This is a genomic window from Arthrobacter sp. cf158, from assembly GCF_900106835.1.
In the GTDB taxonomy this organism is placed as follows: Bacteria; Actinomycetota; Actinomycetes; order Actinomycetales; family Micrococcaceae; genus Arthrobacter.
Genome location: NZ_FNNR01000002.1, coordinates 575,208 through 595,576 on the forward strand (window position 1 = coordinate 575,208; position 20,369 = coordinate 595,576).

General features: G+C 63.0%; 19 protein-coding genes. 14 read left to right on the forward strand and 5 right to left on the reverse strand.

Features of this window, described 5'->3' with window-relative positions; all coding sequences use genetic code 11:
- Positions 1–60: 60 nt before the first annotated feature.
- Together BLW08_RS05705 and BLW08_RS05710 are read left to right on the forward strand one after the other, a co-directional pair.
- Positions 61–1,833 carry a dynamin family protein gene (locus BLW08_RS05705; RefSeq protein ID WP_091323900.1) on the forward strand — a complete coding sequence of 591 codons (1,773 nt, stop codon included), beginning with the start codon at positions 61–63 and terminating at the stop codon, positions 1,831–1,833.
- Positions 1,830–3,449 (forward strand): GTPase, encoded by a 1,620-nt coding sequence (locus BLW08_RS05710; RefSeq protein WP_091323829.1) that lies wholly within the window; start codon positions 1,830–1,832, stop codon positions 3,447–3,449. The genes BLW08_RS05705 and BLW08_RS05710 overlap by 4 nt, the downstream gene beginning before the upstream one ends.
- On the opposite strand, the gene BLW08_RS05715 is transcribed toward BLW08_RS05710, so the two are convergent.
- Together BLW08_RS05715 and BLW08_RS05720 are read right to left on the reverse strand one after the other, a co-directional pair.
- Complete coding sequence (locus BLW08_RS05715; RefSeq protein ID WP_090818853.1) at positions 3,446–3,982, reverse strand: DUF1697 domain-containing protein; 537 nt, start codon at positions 3,980–3,982, stop codon at positions 3,446–3,448. The genes BLW08_RS05710 and BLW08_RS05715 overlap by 4 nt on opposite strands.
- 1 nt (position 3,983) lies before the next feature.
- Positions 3,984–4,703: an IclR family transcriptional regulator gene (locus BLW08_RS05720; protein ID WP_014922101.1), complete on the reverse strand. Its 720-nt coding sequence runs from the start codon at positions 4,701–4,703 to the stop codon at positions 3,984–3,986.
- Between the two features lie 133 nt (positions 4,704–4,836).
- On the opposite strand from BLW08_RS05720, the gene leuC reads away from it, so the two are divergent.
- The 6 genes from leuC (at position 4,837) to BLW08_RS05750 (ending at position 11,412) form a co-directional block, all read left to right on the forward strand.
- On the forward strand, positions 4,837–6,288 hold the full coding sequence (gene leuC / locus BLW08_RS05725; protein ID WP_090818856.1) for a 3-isopropylmalate dehydratase large subunit: 1,452 nt from the start codon (positions 4,837–4,839) through the stop codon (positions 6,286–6,288).
- Positions 6,289–6,297: 9 nt separating this feature from the next.
- Positions 6,298–6,906, forward strand: a complete 609-nt coding sequence (leuD, locus tag BLW08_RS05730; protein ID WP_090818858.1) for a 3-isopropylmalate dehydratase small subunit — start codon at positions 6,298–6,300, stop codon at positions 6,904–6,906.
- A 207-nt stretch (positions 6,907–7,113) separates the two neighbouring features.
- Positions 7,114–8,439 (forward strand): UDP-N-acetylglucosamine 1-carboxyvinyltransferase, encoded by a 1,326-nt coding sequence (gene murA, locus BLW08_RS05735; RefSeq protein WP_090818861.1) that lies wholly within the window; start codon positions 7,114–7,116, stop codon positions 8,437–8,439.
- A gap of 11 nt (positions 8,440–8,450) precedes the next feature.
- Positions 8,451–9,224: a lysophospholipid acyltransferase family protein gene (locus BLW08_RS05740; RefSeq protein WP_090818864.1), complete on the forward strand. Its 774-nt coding sequence runs from the start codon at positions 8,451–8,453 to the stop codon at positions 9,222–9,224.
- A complete protein-coding gene (locus tag BLW08_RS05745) occupies positions 9,221–10,273 on the forward strand; it encodes an NAD(P)H-dependent glycerol-3-phosphate dehydrogenase (RefSeq protein ID WP_091323832.1) in 1,053 nt (350 codons plus the stop codon). The genes BLW08_RS05740 and BLW08_RS05745 overlap by 4 nt, the downstream gene beginning before the upstream one ends.
- Positions 10,273–11,412 carry a D-alanine--D-alanine ligase family protein gene (locus tag BLW08_RS05750; protein WP_091323834.1) on the forward strand — a complete coding sequence of 380 codons (1,140 nt, stop codon included), beginning with the start codon at positions 10,273–10,275 and terminating at the stop codon, positions 11,410–11,412. The genes BLW08_RS05745 and BLW08_RS05750 overlap by 1 nt, the downstream gene beginning before the upstream one ends.
- 4 nt (positions 11,413–11,416) lie before the next feature.
- Here the strand turns inward: BLW08_RS05750 and BLW08_RS05755 are convergent, their stop codons facing one another.
- Positions 11,417–11,926: a DUF3515 family protein gene (locus BLW08_RS05755; protein ID WP_090818873.1), complete on the reverse strand. Its 510-nt coding sequence runs from the start codon at positions 11,924–11,926 to the stop codon at positions 11,417–11,419.
- A 155-nt stretch (positions 11,927–12,081) separates the two neighbouring features.
- On the opposite strand from BLW08_RS05755, the gene thiL reads away from it, so the two are divergent.
- The 4 genes from thiL to rsmD are packed head-to-tail and all read left to right on the forward strand — an operon-like array spanning position 12,082 to position 17,039.
- The gene (gene thiL, locus BLW08_RS05760; RefSeq protein WP_090818877.1) at positions 12,082–13,116 is read left to right on the forward strand and encodes a thiamine-phosphate kinase; all 1,035 of its coding nucleotides are present in this window, start codon (positions 12,082–12,084) and stop codon (positions 13,114–13,116) included.
- A 22-nt stretch (positions 13,117–13,138) separates the two neighbouring features.
- On the forward strand, positions 13,139–14,194 hold the full coding sequence (locus BLW08_RS05765; RefSeq protein ID WP_091323836.1) for a DAK2 domain-containing protein: 1,056 nt from the start codon (positions 13,139–13,141) through the stop codon (positions 14,192–14,194).
- Positions 14,184–16,439: an ATP-dependent DNA helicase RecG gene (locus tag BLW08_RS05770; protein ID WP_090818882.1), complete on the forward strand. Its 2,256-nt coding sequence runs from the start codon at positions 14,184–14,186 to the stop codon at positions 16,437–16,439. Before BLW08_RS05765 ends, BLW08_RS05770 begins: the two co-directional genes overlap by 11 nt.
- Before the next feature lie 33 nt (positions 16,440–16,472).
- The gene (rsmD, locus tag BLW08_RS05775) at positions 16,473–17,039 is read left to right on the forward strand and encodes a 16S rRNA (guanine(966)-N(2))-methyltransferase RsmD (RefSeq protein WP_090818885.1); all 567 of its coding nucleotides are present in this window, start codon (positions 16,473–16,475) and stop codon (positions 17,037–17,039) included.
- Here rsmD and BLW08_RS05780 read toward each other — a convergent pair.
- On the reverse strand, positions 17,036–17,845 hold the full coding sequence (locus tag BLW08_RS05780) for a spermidine synthase (protein WP_175538598.1): 810 nt from the start codon (positions 17,843–17,845) through the stop codon (positions 17,036–17,038). The genes rsmD and BLW08_RS05780 overlap by 4 nt on opposite strands.
- A complete protein-coding gene (locus BLW08_RS05785) occupies positions 17,842–19,062 on the reverse strand; it encodes an aminotransferase class I/II-fold pyridoxal phosphate-dependent enzyme (RefSeq protein ID WP_254779719.1) in 1,221 nt (406 codons plus the stop codon). Before BLW08_RS05785 ends, BLW08_RS05780 begins: the two co-directional genes overlap by 4 nt.
- 80 nt (positions 19,063–19,142) lie before the next feature.
- Between BLW08_RS05785 and coaD the strand changes: the two genes are divergently transcribed.
- Positions 19,143–19,643, forward strand: coding sequence for a pantetheine-phosphate adenylyltransferase (gene coaD / locus BLW08_RS05790; RefSeq protein WP_090818893.1), 501 nt, complete (start codon positions 19,143–19,145; stop codon positions 19,641–19,643).
- Positions 19,644–19,809: 166 nt separating this feature from the next.
- Positions 19,810–20,337: a YceD family protein gene (locus BLW08_RS05795; RefSeq protein ID WP_090818898.1), complete on the forward strand. Its 528-nt coding sequence runs from the start codon at positions 19,810–19,812 to the stop codon at positions 20,335–20,337.
- The last annotated feature ends 32 nt before the right edge of the window (positions 20,338–20,369 follow it).

Sequence of the window (20,369 nt, forward strand, 5' to 3'; positions counted from 1 at the left end):
TGATGGCAGCGATCCGGCTGGCATGATGATGCTGTGACCGCAAACGAAGACTCCGCCGCAATCCGGGCAACCCCCTCTGACCACGCTGCGGCCCTTAGCCAAGGTGCGGCCGCCGCCGTCGATATCCTGGAAGCTGCCCGTACGGAGCTTGCGGACACCACGCTTCCGCTCGCCGTGCCGGAAGCGCAGGAGGCCCGGCATTGGATCCGGGAGTCTCTCGCGCAGTTGGACGATTACGTGATTCCCCGGTACCGCAGCCTGGACGCACCGCTGCTGGCCGTCGTCGGCGGTTCAACCGGCGCGGGTAAGTCCACGCTGGTCAACGCGCTGGTTGGCTATCCGGTGACACGTGCCGGCGCCATCCGGCCCACGACCCGCCAGCCTATCCTTTTGCACCACCCCCAAGACGCGGGGTGGTTTGAAGGGCACCGCATCCTGCCGAGCCTGGAACGTATCCGCGGGAACGTATCAGCGAGCCCCGTGCCTGCCAATCAGGCAGGCGCCGCCCCGGATGCCCAAGCGATCACGTCGTTGGTGCTTGTGGGGCACCACCATGTACCTCAAGGCATCGCTCTGCTGGACGCGCCGGACGTCGACTCGATCTCTGATGACAACCGGAGGCTGGCGGGGCAACTGCTGGCCGCTGCGGACCTTTGGGTGTTCGTCACCACAGCAAACCGATACGCCGACGCCGTCCCGTGGCGCTTGCTCCTGGACGCGGCTTCCCGCGACATCACGGTTGCCGTGGTCCTGGACCGGGTGCCGCCCGCCGCAGAGAATGAAGTCAGGACCGATTTGCAGTCAATGCTGGACCGGCAGGGGCTGGGGGCCGCGAAGCTGTTCGTCGTTCCGGAGAGCCCGCTGGATGACCTCGGAATGCTGCCTGAGGAATCGGTGGCACCCTTGCGCCACTGGTTGGGGGCCTTGGCCGCGAACGCCGGGGGACGGGCGGATGTGGCCAGGCGAACACTCAATGGCGCAGTCAACGCCGTCAGTATCCGCATGGAAGGCATCGCGGCTGCAGCGGCGGCCCAGGACCTTGCGGCGCGCGAACTTGAGTCGAGCTGTCTCCATGAGTATGAGCAGGCACTCATCCGGATCCTCGACGCCACCAAGGATGGAGCGCTGCTTCGGGGTGAGGTGCTGGCGCGGTGGCAGGATTTCGTGGGGACCGGGGAATTCTTCAGGGCCCTGGAACAGAATATTGGCCGCATGAGGGATCGGGTGGGGGCGTTCTTCCGGGGTGAACCCGCGCCCGCGGTGAAGGTCGAGACCGCCATCGAGACGGGGCTGCAGGCTGTGATTCTGGACGAAGCCGCCACCGCAGCTGAGAACGTGGACAGGCGATGGCGTTCGGATACTGCCGGCCGACATCTGCTCGGCGCCGACGATCTCTCTGGAACCGGCAATGGCTTTGACGCGAAGGCCGCTGCTGCCATCCGCTCCTGGCAGGAAGGTCTGATGGAGATGATCCGCACGCAGGGACAGGGGAAAAGAACCCAGGCCCGCTGGCTCTCCTTCGGCGTCAACGGGCTCGGCGCTGCGCTCATGGTGGTGGTGTTTTCCATGACGGCAGGCCTGAGTGGTTTGGAGATCGGCATCGCGGGTGGAACTGCTGTGGTGGGCCAGAAGCTGCTGGAGGCTGTGTTTGGCGAGGACGCCGTTCGTCGCCTTGCCCAACAAGCCAGGGACGACCTCCACACGCAGTGCCAGCGGCTTCTTGATGATGAGAAAGAGCGATTCCTCAGCCGCCTAGCTGCAGCCCATCCACGCTCAGGCACTGAACTATTCCGGCATGCCAAGGCCCTTCGCAGCTTGGCAGGAGCCGCATGAGCCGGCATAGCCAGGTCCGCGAATCCTCGCAATTGCAGCGCAGGCTTGAGGCGCTCAACACTGCCCGTGAGCTCGCTGAAGGCGTTCTCCCGGATGATGCACTCCACTCCGCATACGAGGTCCTGGAACGTGCCACGTCCCGGCGCTCCTTGTCCGCGGGGCATACCGTGGTGGGCTTCTTCGGGGCAACCGGCAGCGGTAAATCGTCCTTGTTCAATGCAGTGTCCGGAAGCGGTCTGGCCACCGCGACGGCGCGGCGTCCTACGACGTCCCAACCCCTGGCCGGTATCTGGGGCGAGGATGGCAGCGGACCACTGCTGGACTGGCTGGACGTGAAAGAGCGTCACACGCTGCCACCTGTTCCGGGGTTGGCCGACGCAGACACCGGACTGGTGCTCCTGGATCTGCCGGACTTCGACTCCACCAGGGCGGAGAACCGGGAAATCGCCCAACGCATGGTGGGCATGGTGGACGTCCTGGTGTGGGTATTGGACCCGCAAAAGTATGCAGATGCCGCAGTGCACAATGATTTCCTGCGGCCCATGGCTTCCCACGGCGCGGTCACATTGGTGGTCTTGAACCAAGTGGACACGCTGAGTGCCGCCGATGCATCTGCTGTGATGCTGTCCTTGGAAGGGATCCTGGCGCGTGATGGTCTCGGCGCTGTTCGGGTGCTGGGTACATCGGCTGTAACGGGCGACGGCGTCCCTGCCGTCCGCGGGGCCATCAGGAACGTCGTGGTCCAGCGGGAGGCGACCACCAAGCGTTTGGCCGCCGACGTTGCGAAGGCGGCCGCCGAACTCGCGGCGGTTTCCGGGGAAGGGGAAGCCCGGGGCATCCATGGAGGTGCCAGGGCCCGCCTGGCGTCTGAATTGGCGACGGCGGCGAACGTGCCCGTGGTAGTGGACGCCGTCCAGCGATCTTTCGCGAGGGAGTCGGCCCGCAGGACGGGTTGGCCGGTAACGCGGTGGTTACTGCGCTTCCGTCCTGATCCGTTGCGGAGATTGAATTTGGGCAGGGGGGATACCAGGCCCGAACTGAACCGGACGTCCTTGCCCCCTGCTGGCGCTCCTGAACGTGCGCGAACTGACGCAGCTGTGAGGGATTTCGCCGATGAAGCGTCCGCTGGCGCTCCAGGTCCATGGCGTGCCGCCATCCGGAGTGTGGCCAGGGACGGCCGCGGCCAATTGCCTGATGCACTGGACCAAGCCATTGCGGGAACGGACCTGAAGGCCACCAAGCGTCCGCTGTGGTGGGTTCTCTTCAACACTTTGCAGTGGCTCGCGCTGCTGCTTGCAGTGGGTGGCTTGGGCTGGCTCGGCGTGCTGGCCGCGCTGGGTTATTTCCAGATGCCCGTCCCGGAAGTTCCGCGCACTGAAGGATGGCCATGGCCCACGCTGATGGTGACTGGGGGAGTCGCGCTGGGAATCGCCCTGGCGGTTGCGGGCCGTATTTTGGGTGGATGGGCGGCGCGAGCCCGGGCGTCCGGTGCGGCGAAGCGCCTGAAATCTGCGGTGGCAGTGGTGGCTGAGAAGTGGATCGTGGAACCCGTGGACGTAGAGATCACACGCCTGAAGGCGTTCAACGCCGCGTTGAAAGCGGCGCGCTCGGCCTAGAGGGCCGCTGCTGCGTCGCTGACCTTGATAAGCGTGCGCAGGTTCCTGGTGGTGGTGCTGGCTTTGTAGCGTGCCTTCGCGGAGAGCTTGCTGAATGGGCTGTCCAGCGTGCCGCCCGCGGGGGCCAACCATGCGGACGCTTCAGGGCCCAGACGCACCTGTTCCACGCTGCCCAGGTCCTCGCCGGCCTCGAAGAGTTCATCCAGCATGGCAGTGTCTGATGCCAAAGTGATGTAGCTGTGAGTGGCCTTGTCGTCAGCGGGGTAGGGGCAGGCCTGGACCAGTTCGGCAACCCTGGCTGCCGTGAGCACCACCACCCAGGCGTCGTAGCCGAAGGTTTTCCGCAGGCACGCCTCAAACTGTGCTTTGACGTCCTTGCTGCCGAGTTCGCTTTGCAGGACAACGTTTCCGCTGGCCAGCAAGGTCTTGACCTTGCTGAACGGGTAGTCCTGGAGCGCGGTTTTGAGATCGGCCATCTTGATGTTGATGCCGCCCACGTTGATTCCGCGGAGGAATACGGCGTAGCTGTTCATGTTAGTCGTTGTTCTTGCGCAGGGCCTCGGTGAGTACCCGGGCGGCGTTACAGACAACCTCGGCATGCAATCGGCCCGGCTGGCGGGTGAGGCGCTCAATGGGGCCGGAAATTGATACAGCGGCGATGACCCGCCCGGAGGGTCCGCGCACTGGAGCGGAAACCGAAGCGACCCCCGGCTCGCGTTCGCCCAGACTCTGACCCCAGCCCCGGCGTCGTACTCCTGCCAGGACGGTGGGCGTAAAGCGGGCGTTCTGGAGCCCCTCCAACAGGCGGTCGTGGTCTTCCCAGGCCAGCAGGACCTGGGCGGCGGAGCCGGCCTTCATGGAGAGCTGCGTACCCACCGGAATGGTGTCGCGAAGACCGATGGGCCGTTCGGCCGAGGCCACGCAGACGCGCCAGTCGCCTTGCCGGCGGAAAATCTGGGCACTCTCGCCCGTGGCGTCCCGCAGTTGGATGAGGACAGGGCCGGCCGAGGCGATGAGCCGGTCTTCACCTGCAGCGGATGCCAGTTCCACCAGCCGGCTGCCGAGCACGAACCGTCCTTGGATGTCCCGACTCACCAGGCGGTGGTGAACCAGGGCCAGCGCGAGCCGGTGAACCGTAGGCCGGGCCAGGCCCGTTGCCGCTACAAGTTGCGCGAGTGTCGTGGGCCCGGCCTCGAGGGCATCGAGTACCTGGGCCGCTTTATCAATGACACCGACTCCACTAGAATTGTCCATGTAATGATATTGCCGTCTCAATATCTGAGATGCAAGTTGTTTCACTGGCCTATTTCGCAACCGTGCTGGTTCAGTGGAAGAAGAACAGTTCAGTGGATGACGACCATCCAACCGCAGTGAAGGGAGCAAGGCCGTGGGAAAAACACTGGCCGAGAAAGTCTGGGACGCGCACGTAGTGCGCAAGGGTGAAGGCGAAGGAGCCAATGCCCAGCCCGATCTTCTCTTCATCGACCTGCACCTCGTTCATGAAGTCACCTCACCGCAGGCATTCGAAGGCCTGCGCCTGGCCGGACGGCCTCTGCGTCGCGTCGATCTCACCATCGCCACGGAGGACCACAACACTCCCACGCTGGACATCGACAAGCCGATTGCCGACCTCACCAGCCGCACCCAGATCGAAACCCTGCGCGCCAACTGCAAGGAGTTTGGTGTTCGCCTGCACTCCCTGGGGGACAAGGAACAGGGCATCGTGCACGTCGTGGGACCCCAGTTGGGGCTGACCCAACCCGGAATGACCGTAGTGTGCGGCGACTCCCACACCTCCACGCATGGCGCTTTTGGTGCGCTGGCCATGGGCATTGGTACGTCCGAGGTTGAGCACGTCATGGCCACGCAGACGTTGTCGCTGAAGCCCTTCAAGACTATGGCCATCAACGTTGAAGGTACCCTGCGCCCCGGCGTGACGGCGAAGGACATCATCCTCGCAGTCATCGCAAAGATCGGAACCGGTGGCGGCCAGGGCTACGTTCTGGAATACCGCGGCTCTGCCATCCGGGCGCTTTCCATGGACGCCCGAATGACCATCTGCAACATGTCCATCGAAGCCGGTGCACGTGCCGGCATGGTGGCTCCGGACCAGATCACCTACGACTACATGCATGGCCGCCCCCACGCGCCCGAAGGGGCGGACTGGGATGCCGCCGTCGAGTACTGGAATACATTGCACACGGACGACGACGCCACCTTTGACGTTGAGGTGGACCTCGACGCCGATACCCTGGAACCGTTCGTCACCTGGGGCACCAACCCCGGCCAAGGCGTCTCCCTCTCAGCCAAGGTCCCGTCCCCGGAAGATTTCGGTGACGAGAATGCGAAGGCTGCTGCCGAGCGTGCGCTGCAGTACATGGGCCTTGAGGCCGGCACACCCATGAAAGACATCCGCGTGGATACCGTCTTCCTGGGCTCCTGCACCAACTCCCGCATTGAGGATCTGCGTGCTGCTGCGGACATCATCCGCGGCCGGGCCAAGGACCCCAACGTCCGCATGCTGGTTGTTCCGGGCTCCGCCCGCGTCCGCCTGGAGGCCGAGGCTGAGGGCCTGGACAAGGTATTCAAGGAATTCGGTGCTGAATGGCGATTCGCCGGGTGCTCCATGTGCCTGGGAATGAACCCGGACCAGTTGGAGCCGGGGGAGCGGTGCGCATCAACGTCCAACCGCAACTTCGAGGGGCGCCAGGGCAAGGGCGGCCGCACGCACTTGGTTTCACCCGTAGTGGCCGCGGCCACGGCAGTCCGCGGCACGCTGAGCTCGCCGTCGGATCTTGAGTCCGCCCCCGCAGGCACACTGACCGGAATCGCAGTCTAGGAGGATCCCATGGAAGCATTCACAACCCACACCGGCATCGGTGTACCACTGCGCCAGAGCAACGTGGACACCGACCAGATCATCCCCGCTGTGTACCTCAAGCGCATCACGCGCACCGGCTTCGAAGACGCCCTCTTCGCAGCATGGCGCAAGGATGAGTCCTTTATTCTCAACCAGGCACCGTTTTCTGCTGGTTCCGTGCTGGTGGCCGGGCCCGATTTTGGCACCGGATCATCCCGTGAGCATGCTGTGTGGGCTTTGAAGGACTACGGCTTCAAAGCTGTCCTGTCCTCCCGGTTCGCCGACATTTTCCGTGGCAACTCGGGCAAGCAGGGGTTGCTGGCAGCACAGGTTGCACAGGACGACATTGAACTGATCTGGAAGGTCCTCGAAAACGATCCCGGTACCGAGGTCAAGGTGGACCTGGTCAGCAAGACGGTGGAGTGCGGCAACGTTGTGGCTCCCTTCGACATTGACGATTACACCCGCTGGCGCCTCCTGGAAGGGCTCGACGACATCGGTTTGACCTTGCAGCACGAGGAAGACATCACCGCCTACGAGGCCACCCGTCCCTCCTTTAAGCCCAAGACGCTCCCAGCGAAAGTTGATGCCCAGTAGCGTTTGCTGAAGCAGCCGGATTGCGCTGGAAGAGGACCGCCGAAGCCCCAAAGGAGGGCTCGGCGGTCCTTTTTCGTGGGGCTCCTGCGGGTGCCGGATCCTTGTGGCGCGGGGCGGGTCCATTTCGGTTCGGTAACGCGAGCTTCTATGCTTAGCTGGAGCCTTTGTAAGTTTGGGGGGCGAGTAGTCGTGAGGAAACCGGTATAGATGAGTAGTGTTCTGACAATCCGCGGTGGCGTCCCGTTAACAGGGCGAGTGACCGTTCGCGGTGCCAAGAACCTGGTGCCCAAAGCCATGGTGGCGGCGTTGCTGGGCAGTGAACCATCGGTGCTGAGGAACGTGCCGGAAATCAAGGATGTAGAGGTTGTCACCAGCCTGCTGCAGCTGCACGGCGTGACCGTCGTCAAGGACCCGGTATCAGGTGACCTCACCTTGGACCCCAAAGATGCCAAGACGGCGTCCAGTACCGCCATTGACGCGCACGCCGGGGATTCCAGGATTCCCATCCTGTTGTGCGGGCCCCTGATCCACGCGATCGGGGAGGCTTTCATTCCTGACCTCGGTGGTTGCAAGATCGGCGACAGGCCCATTGACTACCACCTCAACGTGCTTCGCCAGTTCGGGGCAGTGGTGGAGAAGCGCCCCGGCGGCATCCATATCTCCGCTCCGCACGGCCTGCACGGCGCCAAGATCTCCCTTCCATATCCGTCCGTTGGGGCCACCGAGCAGGTCCTGCTGAGCGCGACCCGCGCTGAGGGCATCACGGAACTTATCGGGGCGGCAACTGAGCCGGAGATCATCGACCTCATTGCGGTCCTGCAGAAGATGGGCGCCATTATCAGCGTCCAGACTGATCGCACCATACGCATCGAGGGCGTCAAGGATTTGCGTGGCTATAACCACCGCGCGCTCCCGGACCGCAACGAGTCCGCCTCCTGGGCCTCAGCTGCACTGGTCACCCGTGGCGACATTTTCGTTGAGGGCGCCTCCCAGCGCGACATGATGACCTTCCTGAATACTTACCGCAAAGTGGGCGGCGGGATGGACATCGGGGACGATGGAATCCGTTTCTACCACCAGGGCGGCAAACTTTCACCGCTCGTCCTGGAGACCGACGTGCACCCTGGGTTCATGACCGACTGGCAGCAGCCGTTGGTGGTCGCCTTGACGCAGGCCGAGGGCGTCTCCATCGTTCACGAAACGGTTTACGAGAACCGCTTCGGATTTACTGACGCGCTGGCCCGCATGGGCGCCAACATCCAGGTACATCGCGAGTGTTTGGGCAGCGTTCCGTGCCGGTTCGGACAGCGCAACTTCCTTCACTCCGCCGTGATTTCCGGTCCGACTCCACTCCGGGGTACCGACATCGACATTCCGGACCTCCGGGGTGGGTTCAGTCACCTCATTGCGGCGCTGGCTGCCACGGGCACATCGCGGGTCACAGGCATTGACATCATCAACCGCGGCTACGAGCGCTTCACCGAGAAACTGGCCGGCCTGGGCGCCGACTTCGATATCACCACCACCAAGTAGCGGGGGATCCTTTGAAGGAATCGGCCAAGAGCCGTGCCACGTTCATCTTGCTGGCGGGCCTCGCGCGCCCATTGATGAACATCCTGATGTCCAAGAAGTGGGAGGGCCTGGAAAAGCTGCCCGCCGGCGGCTTCATTGCAGTGCCAAACCATTGCACGGAGATCGACCCCATCGTGGTGGGGCACATGGTGTACAACCAAAAACGCCCGCCGCACTTCCTTGCGAAGTCCGGCCTTTTCAAGGTTCCTGTATTGGGCGCCCTGCTGCGTTCGACCAACCAGATCCCGGTTGAACGCTCGACGGCGGGGGCGAACCGATCGCTGCAAATCGCCAAGGAGGTGGTGGACGCCGGTGGCGCCATCATCATCTACCCGGAGGGAACCCTCACCAGGGACCCTGACCTGTGGCCGATGAAGGGGCATACCGGTGCCGCCCGCCTCGCACTGCAGACGGGTGCGCCCGTGGTTCCGGTGGCTCAGTGGGGTGCCCACGAGGTTTTTCCCCGCTATGCCAAACGCTTCCATGTATTCCCCCGCAAGACCGCACGCGTGCTGGTCGGCGAGCCGGTGGACCTGAGTGCCTTTGCGGACAGGCCCCTGGACAGGGCAACGCTGACCGAGGCAACCGACGTCATCATGGACGCCATCACGGCGCTCCTGGAAACGCTCCGCGGCGAGACCGCTCCGTCTGAGCGTTGGGATCCGGCAGTTCACAAACAATCCAAGCACGGCCGCTTCGTTGAGCGGGGATCCGCCGATGCCCCGGATACGGAGGAAAGTCAATGACAAGTCTCCAGAGTCCTGTTGACGCGCCCAACGTCGTAGCTGTTTTGGGGGCGGGGTCGTGGGGTACCACGTTTGCCAAAGTCCTGGCGGACGCTGCCGCCGCCACCGGTGTTGACCGCAGCATCCGGATCTGGGGACGCCGGGCCGAGGTAGTGGAGCAGATCAATTCGCTTCACCGCAATGAGCAGTATCTGAAAGACATTGAGCTTCCGGGATCGATTACTGCATCGACGGATGTTGCAGCGGTCCTGAAGGACGCAGGCATGGTGGTCCTGGCTGTCCCCGCCCAATCCCTGAGGCCCCAACTGGGCGAGTGGAAGCCGTTGCTGGCGCCTGATGCCGTGGTTGTGTCGCTGATGAAGGGCCTGGAGCTGGGTACTGACGCGCGGATGAGCGAAGTCATAGCCCAGGAGCTGGGGTTCCCGGCGTCGCGTGTAGCCGTGGTTTCCGGCCCCAACCTTGCGATGGAGATTGCCAGGGAGCAGCCAACCGCGTCCGTTGTTGCCTGCAGCGACGGCGAAACGGCTGCCGCCATCGCTTTGTGCTGCACGGCGCCGTATTTCCGCCCTTACACCAGCACCGACGTTGTGGGTGTGGAGATCGGCGGGATCGTCAAGAACGTGATTGCCTTGGCCGTGGGTATCTGCGAAGGCCGCCAGATGGGTGACAACACCAAGGCATCGGTCATTACCCGGGGACTGGCTGAAACCTCCCGGCTGGCGTTGGCCCTCGGCGGGGAAGCCCACACCATGGCCGGCCTTGCCGGACTGGGCGACCTCGTGGCCACCTGTTCTTCGGCCCTCTCCCGGAACCACACGGCTGGCCGGTTGCTGGGCGAAGGACTCAGCCTGGACCAAGTGGCCGAGCACATGACGCAGACTGCTGAAGGTATCAAGTCCGGTCCTGCAGTGCACGAGCTGGCCGGCAAACTGAATGTCGAAATGCCCATCACAGCTGCCGTTGTGGCAGTTCTGGAAGGCAGAATGTCCGTTGATGATCTGGGCCCGCGACTGCTGGCCCGGGCACTGAAGTCCGAAGGCGACTACTGATAGTGACTGAAGAATCTCCCCGCATTGCAGGCAGCCGTCCCCGCGTAGCGATCCTTTTTGGCGGTCGTTCCAGCGAGCACGCCGTCAGTTGTGTCACGGCTGCCGGCGTCATGGGAGCCATCGACAAGACCAAGTACGAGGTCATTCCCATCGGCATCGCCAAGTCGGGGCAATGGGTCCTGGCGTCGGGCGACACCAGCCAATGGTCCCTCAGCTCCGCGGCACTTCCTGAGGTAGCGCCGTCGGGAAAGACAGTGACCCTGGCGGAGGTGGGCGGTGAGCACCAACTGATTGTCACCGAGCCCAATGCCGTTCCGCAGGAACTAGGTTCCGTAGATGTGGTCTTCCCGTTGCTGCACGGGCCATGGGGCGAGGATGGAACCATCCAAGGCTTGCTCGAACTGTCCGACACCCGCTACGTGGGCGCGGGCGTGCTGGCCTCTGCGGTGGGAATGGACAAGCATTTCATGAAGGTGGTGTTTGAATCCGCCGGCTTGAGCGTGGGGCCGTACATTGCCGTCACGGACCGCGACTGGCTCACAGACGCCGAGGCTGTCCGAAAGCGGGTGGACAAGCTTGGGTTCCCGGTATTCGTCAAGCCGGCCCGTGCCGGGTCCTCCATGGGAATTTCCAAGGTCGACTCGATGGAAGAACTGGACGCTGCCGTTGAGGAAGCGCGCCGTCACGACCTGAAACTGGTCATCGAAGCGGGCATAGTCGGCCGCGAGATCGAGTGTGCTGTGCTCCAAGGCCGCGGCACGGATACACCGCGCGTCTCCATGCCCGGTGAAATCGCAGTGGCTGCCGGGGAGCACCAGTTCTATGACTTCGCTGCCAAGTACGTTGAAGACGGTGCTGCGGCACTCAGCTGCCCGGCCGACATGCCAGACGAAGCAATCGCCCGTGTGCGCGAACTTGCGGCTGTCGCTTTCGACGCGGTGGGAGCTGAAGGACTCAGCAGGGTGGACTTCTTCTATACCCCGGCGGGTGAACTGGTCATCAATGAAATCAACACCATGCCGGGCTTCACGCCGAAGAGCATGTATCCACAGATGTGGGCGGCCTCGGGTTTGGCCTATGGCGAGCTGATTGATGAACTCATTCACCTGGCACTGACCCGCAAGACCGGTTTGCGCTAGAGGCCTACTTGCTGGAGGGCAGGTTCTGCAGGTCTTCCTGGCCAACGCACTTGCCGGTGGCTTTGATTTTTCCCACAGCAGCGGCAAGCTCCGTCAGGACTGTTGCGGAGCTGATGTTGGCTGCTTCCAACTTGACCGGATCGATCAGGATTTCGGTGGCAGGTTCCCGGCCAAACGTCGTCAAGGTGTAGACGGGGTCGCCTTCCTTGATGACCCAGTCGATGTCGTTGACGCTCACGCAACGGTCCGTGGTGGGGCCGGGCACATTGACGCCGCACCGGAGGATCACCTGGGACGGGTCGCCCCAAGCCGCGGTGGCCTGGCTGTTGGTCTTGCGGAGGGCGGCGTCGCCGATCTGGTCAGGGAGTGCCACCATCATGGGGGCACAGGCAGGATTGGCGGCGTCAGCCGCGGCAGTGACATCAACGGCGGGTGAACAGGCCGACAAAGCGATGATGGACGCAGAGGCCAATGAAACTGCCAGGGCAGTCCGGCGGAGGGTCTTTTGGTGCATTCATCCAGCCTATCCCGCATGTCATCCCCGGCAGATTCGCGGAGCCCCGGTCACATTTCCAGTCGGCTTCCGGAGTTGGGCAGCGGCACAATCTTGTCGGTGGATCGCGATAGCGTAGTTCCGTGCCCGCAGAACAATTCAGACCCACAGAGCCCTTGAGCCATGCAGTGCTTTCGGGCGCCACAGTGCCTTTAACCGTCCAGGACCTCTCCGAATCTGAGCTTCTGGCCAGGATCTTTCCGCGCCTGAACCATAGCCCCGGCGTTCTTTTGGGGCCGGGCGACGACGCTGCGTTGGTTGCCGCTCCGGACGGCCGAACCTTGATCTCCATCGATACGCAGACCCAGGATCAGGATTTCCGGTTGGAGTGGAACAACGGCTACCGGACCAGCGGGTACGACGTCGGCTGGAAAGCCGCTGCACAAAACCTCAGTGACATCAACGCCATGGGCGGCAGTGCCACGTCATTGGTTGTCAGCCTGACCATGCCGCCGGAAACTCCCGTGGACTGGGTAGAGGCCTTCGCTGACGGTCTGACGGCGGCCATCATCGCCCTGGGTGCTCCGGACTGTTCAGTGGCCGGCGGTGACCTCGGCCGGGGCCGCGAGCTCGCAGTGACCGTCGCCGTCGTCGGGACTCTTGACGGGTTGGCTCCCGTACTGCGTTCCGGGGCAAAACCCGGCGACACCATCGCGGTAGCCGGGACGCTGGGCCGTGCAGCTGCCGGCTGGGCCTTGCTGGAAAGCGACATTCCCATGGAAGGTCTCAGCAGCGACGCGAAGGCCTTCATAGACAGTCAGTGCAGGCCGTCGCCTCCCTTGGCAGCTGGCCCTGTGGCTGCCCGATCCGGTGCCACGGCAATGTTGGATATTTCGGACGGTCTGCTGCGGGACGGCAGTCGACTGGCCGCGGCCAGCAACGTGGCCCTGGATTTCGATCCCGTGGTTTTGAAGATCCATGCTGCTGCATTGGAGCCGGCTGCTGCCCTGCTGGGCAGGGAGGCAATGCCCTGGGTTCTGGGTGGGGGAGAGGACCACGGTTTGCTTGCCACGTTCCCAGCCGGCATTCAGCTGCCACAGGGCTTCACTGCGATAGGCTCAGTTCAAGCCGTTGTCGAGCCGCCAGGCACCGGCGTCCGGATTGCCGGACACGCTGCTGACACCGTTGGATGGGATCACTTTGCAGACTAAGATCGCCGCGAATGCGCACGCCATGAAACGTTGGCTCGGCAAGGCGGAGGTGGTCCTGGGTAACCACAGCGACCGCCTTAATGCGATTAATATCTTCCCGGTCGCTGACGGCGATACCGGCACCAACCTGTACCTCACGGTCCGGGCGGCCGTTTCCGCGCTTGAGGGCGCGGCGACGGACGCCACCGAAGCCGGAAACGATGTTGGCGCAGTACTTTCCCGTGCCGGCCAGGCGGCCATGGAGCAAGCGCGGGGCAACTCCGGCACGCTTTTTGCCGTCTTTTTGTGTGCGGCCGCCGAGCCGTTGGCCGGAAAATCCCGGCTAAGCGCACCCCTGCTGGCCACTGCCCTGAACAGGGCCCAGATCCGGGCTTGGTCTGCGTTGAGTGAGCCCGTTGCCGGCACAATGCTGTCCGTCCTGGAAGCGGCCGCCCATGCGGCCCAGGCCGTGGACGCCGCCCAAAATTCCGACGACAGCAACCACGCACTGGGGACGTCGCTCGATGCTGTTGTGGAGGCAGCTTTCCAGGCTGTTGTCCGGACGGAAGATGAACTCGCGCAGCTGCATGAGGCCCACGTGGTGGACGCTGGAGGCGTGGGCATGCTGCTGGTGCTGGACTGCCTCCGCTCTGCTGTTCTGGGTGAGGCACTTCAGGACGAACTCCTGGACGGCCTGCACGGCTACAAACTGCAGGACCCCCACATCCACGAGCACATGCCGGCCGATGACGGCGTGGAAGTCATGTGCACCATCAGCTTGTCTCCCTTGAATGCGGCAATCCTCCGGCAGCGGCTGGACGAGATGGGCGATTCGGTGATCATGAGCCAGGTGGGCAATGCGCAAGGCCCCGATGATGACGACGATTCAACGGCAGAACCGAGCTATCGGTGGCGGGTTCATGTGCACGTTCCGGATCCGGAGCCGGCCGTAGCCTTGATCCGATCCCTGGGCGAGCCCACGGACATCGCCGTCAGCCAGTTGGCCCTTCCCCGCGAAAACGGTCAGGAAGCGGCTCCACACGAGTCAGCAGGCAAGCAAGCCAACGGTAGTACAGGCCAGTCACGGTATGACCACTGAGCTGGAATTACCCCTCGAACGCAGGATAGGCAAGAGGTCTGCGGCTGTCATCGAAAAGCACCTGGGGCTCAAGACCACAGGTGCCTTGTTGAACTACTTTCCGCGTCGTTACTTGAGCCGCGGTGAGCTGACGCCCATCAGCAACCTTCCGTTGGATGAAGAAGTCACTCTCATCGCCCGGGTCCTGTCCAACAGCACACGCCAGATGCGGGCGCGCCGCGGCTCGATCACTGACGTTGTGGTGACGGACGAGGCCGGTGGCAGCAGCGTTCCGGGCACTCTGAAAGTCAGTTTCTTCAACGGATTCCGGGCTAAGGCAGAGCTCCTGGCTGGGCGCCGTGCGATGTTCTCCGGCAAGGTGACCCGATACGGTGGTGCCCTTGGCCTGACCAACCCGGATTTCCTGTTGCTTGACGAGGATCCCGGGGCAGAGGGGTCCGTGGATCCTGAGAAGCTCGCGGCCATGCCAATCCCGGTCTATCCGGCAACTGCCAAGCTGACCAGCTGGTCCATCCACAAAGTGATCACCGCCTTGCTTCAGACCCTGGACCTGGATGCGCTGGAGGACCCCCTTCCGGTCGAAATCGTCGCCAGGGATGGACTTCTGAGTGTTGCCGAGGCCTACAGGTTGATTCATTCACCGGAGGTCGCCAAGGACTGGCAGCGTGCACAGGAGCGTTTTCGCTATCAGGAAGCCCTGGTGCTCCAGACTGCCCTTGCGCGTCGACGTGCCCAGTTGGCCGCAGAGGAAGCCACTGCCCGCCGGCCCATCGCTGGCGGTTTGCTGGGCAAGTTCGACCAAAGCCTGCCCTTTACGCTGACAGCCGGCCAATCCGCCGTCGGGAAAACACTTGCTGAAGAGCTGGGGCGGGACACCCCCATGAACAGGCTGCTCCAGGGCGAGGTTGGTTCCGGCAAGACCATCGTTGCCTTACGGGCCATGTTGCAGGTGGTGGATGCTGGTGGACAGGCTGCTTTGCTGGCGCCCACGGAGGTCTTGGCGGCGCAGCATTTCCACTCCATCCGCCGGACCTTGGGCGAGTTGGCACGCGACCATGTGTTTGGTGGCACCGGCATGCTCGGCGGAGATTCAGCGCAGGAGGCGGTGCAGGTCACCCTGCTGACGGGTTCCATGCCCACGGCTGCGCGCCGGCAGGCCATGCTGGATGCTGCCTCGGGGAATGCCGGAATCGTGATCGGCACGCACGCCCTGCTGAGCGACAAAACAAGTTTCCAGGACCTCGGCTTGATTGTGGTGGATGAGCAACACCGCTTTGGCGTGGAGCAGCGCGATGCCTTGAGGGCCAAGGCGCAACGGCCGCCGCACCTGCTGGTGATGACGGCCACGCCTATTCCACGCACTGTGGCAATGACGGTGTTCGGAGACCTTGAAACGTCAATCCTTGATGAGCTCCCGGCTGGCCGTGCCCCCATTTCCACTCACGTAGTGGGCCTCGCGGAAAACCCCGGCTGGGTGGACCGTATTTGGAAGCGGTCGCGTGAGGAAGTCGATTCAGGCCACCAGGTCTACGTGGTGTGTCCCAAGATCGGCTCGGACGACGACGGCGACTTCAGCCCCGGTGAAGCGGAACCAAGCGACGCCGACCTTGCGGATGAGGGCCCGGCGAGGGAGTTGGCGTCGGTGACGGCCGTCGTCGAGAGTCTCCTGCAGGAGCCGTCATTGGCTGGCGTGCCTGTTGCGCCGCTTCATGGGCGTCAGGATCCGCAGCTGAAGTCCGACACCATGGCATCGTTCGCGGCCAACCAGACCAAGGTCCTGGTGTCCACCACGGTCATCGAGGTGGGCGTGGATGTCCATAACGCCACCTTGATGGTCATCCTGGACGCTGACCGATTCGGAATTTCGCAGCTTCACCAGTTGCGTGGACGTGTGGGGCGTGGTGGATTGCCGGGCACCTGCCTGCTGGTCACCACGTTGGAACCGGGCCACCCCAGCCGCCGTCGTTTGGAGGCGGTTGCTTCCACCACCGATGGATTTGAGCTCTCCCAGGAAGACTTGAAGCTGCGCCGGGAAGGCGACATCCTGGGCGCTTCGCAATCGGGCGGACGATCCACACTGAAGCTCCTCCGGGTCCTGGACCATGAGGACATCATTGCCAAGGCACGCAGCGACGCCCAAGGTCTGGTGTCGGAAGACCCCACTTTGCAGCAACAGCCGGCCCTTGCAGTCGCAATCGACGAGTATTTGAACCCGGAAAAGGAGGCGTTCCTTGAACGCGGTTAGAGGTCCACGCGAAGCAGCGAATGGAGCAAGCCTGTGAGCCGTATCATCGCCGGCGTCGCCGGAGGCAACCCGCTGACCAGCGTCCCCGGAACCGCCACACGGCCCACCACGGACAGGGTCAAGGAAGCGCTGTTCTCTCGCCTGGAGTCCTTATCCGTGGTTGATGGTTCCAGGGTCCTGGATCTCTACGCAGGTTCGGGCGCTTTGGGTATTGAGAGTGGCAGCCGCGGTGCGCGCAGCGTGGATCTGGTGGAGTTTGATGCCAAGGCCAGCGATGTTTGTCAACGCAACGCGGATCTGGTGAACCAGATTTTGGGCGGGAAGCGAGTCTCGGTCCACCGCTCCAAAGTGGAGTCGTTCCTGGAACGGGCAGGGGACGCTGAGCTGTGGGATCTGGTTTTCCTGGATCCGCCATACCCCTTGGATGAGCCGGCGCTGAGTGCTGTGCTGGCCAAATTGGCCCCGCACCTGGATGACGCAGCCGTAGTGGTAGTGGAGCGGAGCTCGCGGAGTCCCGAACCCGCTTGGCCTGAGTCCTTGGAATGCTTCGCCGACAAGAAGTATGGCGAGACCAAGTTGTGGTTCGCCGAGCCTGCTTAACCCTTGGGAAAGGCGTGGCCTGTGATCCGGTCAAGGTCCACGCCGGTGAGGATACTGGCAGGATGCGGACCGCGCGCCAGCAGTTCCGTGGTCCACTCCGATGGCCACGGACTCCGGGTGCCCACCAGGACGATGTTGCCGGGGTACCGGCCGGCGAACATGCCCGTTTCCGCAAAGGCGGCGACGTCGGGCATCGCCTGCCGCAGTGCGGCCACCTGGCTGCGCACAAGCGTCAGTGCTGCTTCGTCGCCCACGTTCACGATCAGCACTCCGCGGGGGCTTAGCCGCGCGGCGGCTTCCTCGTAGAATTCCCTGCACGCAATGTGTGCCGGCGCCTCTGGCCCGGAAAAGATATCGAGAATCACGACGTCGAAACGCACGTGGGCGGGGAGCTCCGCCAATGCGTCGCGGGCGTCGCCGATGTGTGTGGTCAGGGCGGTGCCGGCGGGCATGGGCAACTTTTGGAGGACGAAGTCCAGGAGTTCACGCTCAAGCTCAACCGCGTATTGTGCCGAGCCTGGCCGCATGGCCTGGATGTACCGGGCGAGTGTGAGGGCTCCTGCGCCCAGGTGGAGGGCATTGATGGGGCATCCAGGCTCTGCGGCCAGGTCCACCACGTGCCCTATCCTGCGCAGGTACTCGTAAAAGATGTCTGCCGGATCTGCCAGGTTGACGTGCGATTGCTCGGCCCCACCAATGCTGAGGATAAAACTGCCCTCGACGAGCGGGTCTGCGTCGATGGTTGCGTGCTGCCCCGTGGTGCGAAGGAAGCGGCTGGCATGGTGGGCCGGGCCTGCGGGTTTCAGAGCCTGTCCTTGAGCGTGGCGAGGCGTCCGGCAGCTTCTTCCAGGACCTCGGTTTTCTTGCAGAAAGCAAAGCGGAGCAAGCTGCGGGTACGCTCTGCTCCCTCCGGATGGCAAAACACCGGGACGGGAATGGCGGCTACTCCCACCAGTCCCGGCAGCCGCCTTGCGAGGTCCACAGAGTCACGGATGCCAAGAGGCGCCGTGTCGACGTTGATGAAGTATGTCCCGCTCGGGTTATAGACGCCAAAGCCGGCGGCGCGCAGTCCTTCTGCAAGAATGTCGCGTTTGTTGCGGAGCGTGCTGGCGATGCCCGTATAAAACTCATCGGGAAGGCCCAGCCCAACAGCGATGGCGCTCTGGAAGGGCGTACCCGAGCTGTAGGTAAGGAATTGCTTGACGGTGCGCACGGCTGCCACCAAATGCTCCGGCCCGGTGAGCCACCCTATTTTCCAGCCGGTGAAGGAGAACGTCTTTCCGGCAGAAGAGATGGTGATGGTCCGTTCCGCAGCGCCGGGCAGCGACGTGATGGGTATGTGTGCCACGCCGAAGGTCAGATGTTCGTAGACTTCGTCGCTGACAATGATTGCTTGGTATTTGGTAGCCAGGTCCACGATCTTCGCCAGGACAAGTTCCGGGAAGACCGCGCCAGTGGGGTTATGCGGATTGTTAAGGAGTACCACCTTGGTGCGGCTGCTGAAGGCGTCCTCCAATGCCGTGAGATCAGGCATGAAGTCAGGAGCCAGCAGGGGAGCGGTGACGTGTTTGGCTCCAGCCATGCCAATGATGGCTCCGTACGAGTCATAGAAAGGTTCGAACGTCAGGACTTCATCCCCGGGCTGGATAAGGGCGAGCAATGTTGCTGCGATGGCTTCTGTTGCACCGGTGGTGACCAGGACTTCGGTGTCCGGGTCCGGGTTCAGCCCGTAGAAACGGCCCTGGTGGGCTGCGATGGCATCCCGTAGGGCGGGAACGCCTTTGCCGGGTGCGTACTGATTGGCCCCTGAGGCCATGGCTTCCTGGGCGGCAGCCTTGATCTCAGCCGGCCCGTCCTCATCGGGAAATCCCTGGCCCAGATTGATGGAGCCCGTGGACATCGCCAAGGTGGTCATCTCCTCAAAGATGGTTACCCCCAAGTCCCCGTTGGGCGACAGAAGGTTTGCTCCGGTGGCGGCCCGTTGCCATGGTGCGGGACTGCCTGCGCTGGTGCCTGTGCTCATGTCAAGAAAGGGGCTGCTGCTGCCTGCGGATGCCATGTCAGCCATGGTATCCCGGCAACGCTATGGGGTAGGTTCGTCTCATGAGACGCGCGGTATGCCCTGGATCCTTTGACCCTATCCACAATGGACATCTCGAAGTCATCGCCCGGGCTGCCGGCCTGTTTGACGAAGTGATCGTTGCCGTGTCCACGAACTACACCAAGAAGTACCGGTTCAGCCTTGAAGACCGGATGGAAATGGCACGCGAAACCTTGGCTTCCCTGCGCGGAATCATTGTTGAACCGATGGGCGAAGGATTGCTTGCCGAATACTGCCGCCACCGGGGCGTTTCTGCGATCGTCAAGGGTTTGCGCTCGTCCTCGGATTTTGACTACGAGTTGCCCATGGCCACCATGAATCGTCAGCTGACCGGTGTTGAAACAGTGTTCCTTCCGGCCGAGGCCCACTACGTCCATCTGTCCTCAACACTGATCAAAGAGGTTAATGTCCTGGGCGGCGACATCTCGGACTTCGTTCCCAAATCCGTGTTGAAGCGGCTCCTTGCTGGCGAGCCTGCAACGGAACAGCCCCGCAGAGGGTAGGCTTGACCGGTACCTCGCAGCTTCATGCGGAGTGCCCCAAGCTGAAACCACCGCGTGCTTGCGCGCGCCCGGCGTCAGTTTGAGTCCTCAAGCGTGATCAGGCTAAGATGGTACGTCGGTCATATGTTCTACAGGAGTTCTCATTAAGCGAGATGCAAGTTCGCCCTTGGCGCTGGTAGTCAAGGACCTTGGACGCAGTCCAGGGACCATGCGGACACTCAACGAGCATGTACCTGCGCCAAGTGACCTTGGTGTGGCGCTCATTGGCGTAAAGGAAGGCTCGGATATCGAGCTGGATCTTCGCCTTGAGGCCGTACACGAAGGAATTCTGGTATCTGGCTCTGTCCTCGTCGAAGTAACCGGCGAGTGCGGTCGATGCCTGGATCCCCTTGCGTATGACCTTGAGGTCAATGTGCAAGAACTTTTCTTCTATGAAGGTGTTGAGCTTTCAGGCGAAGAAGACGATGAAGAGCAACGTCGAGTCGAGTACGATCTAATCGATCTTGAGCCGGTGTTGCGGGACGCAGTTGTCACTATGCTGCCGTTCCAGCCGGTGTGCCGGGAAGACTGCCAGGGTCTGTGCTCCGAATGCGGAGCGCGCCTGGAAGACGAGCCGGGGCACCACCACGAGGTCATTGACCCTCGCTGGGCTGCCCTAGCTGATCTGGCTAAGACTGACCGGCAAACCGATTAGTAAGTGTTCGTCTAAGAGAGAAATGAGATAGC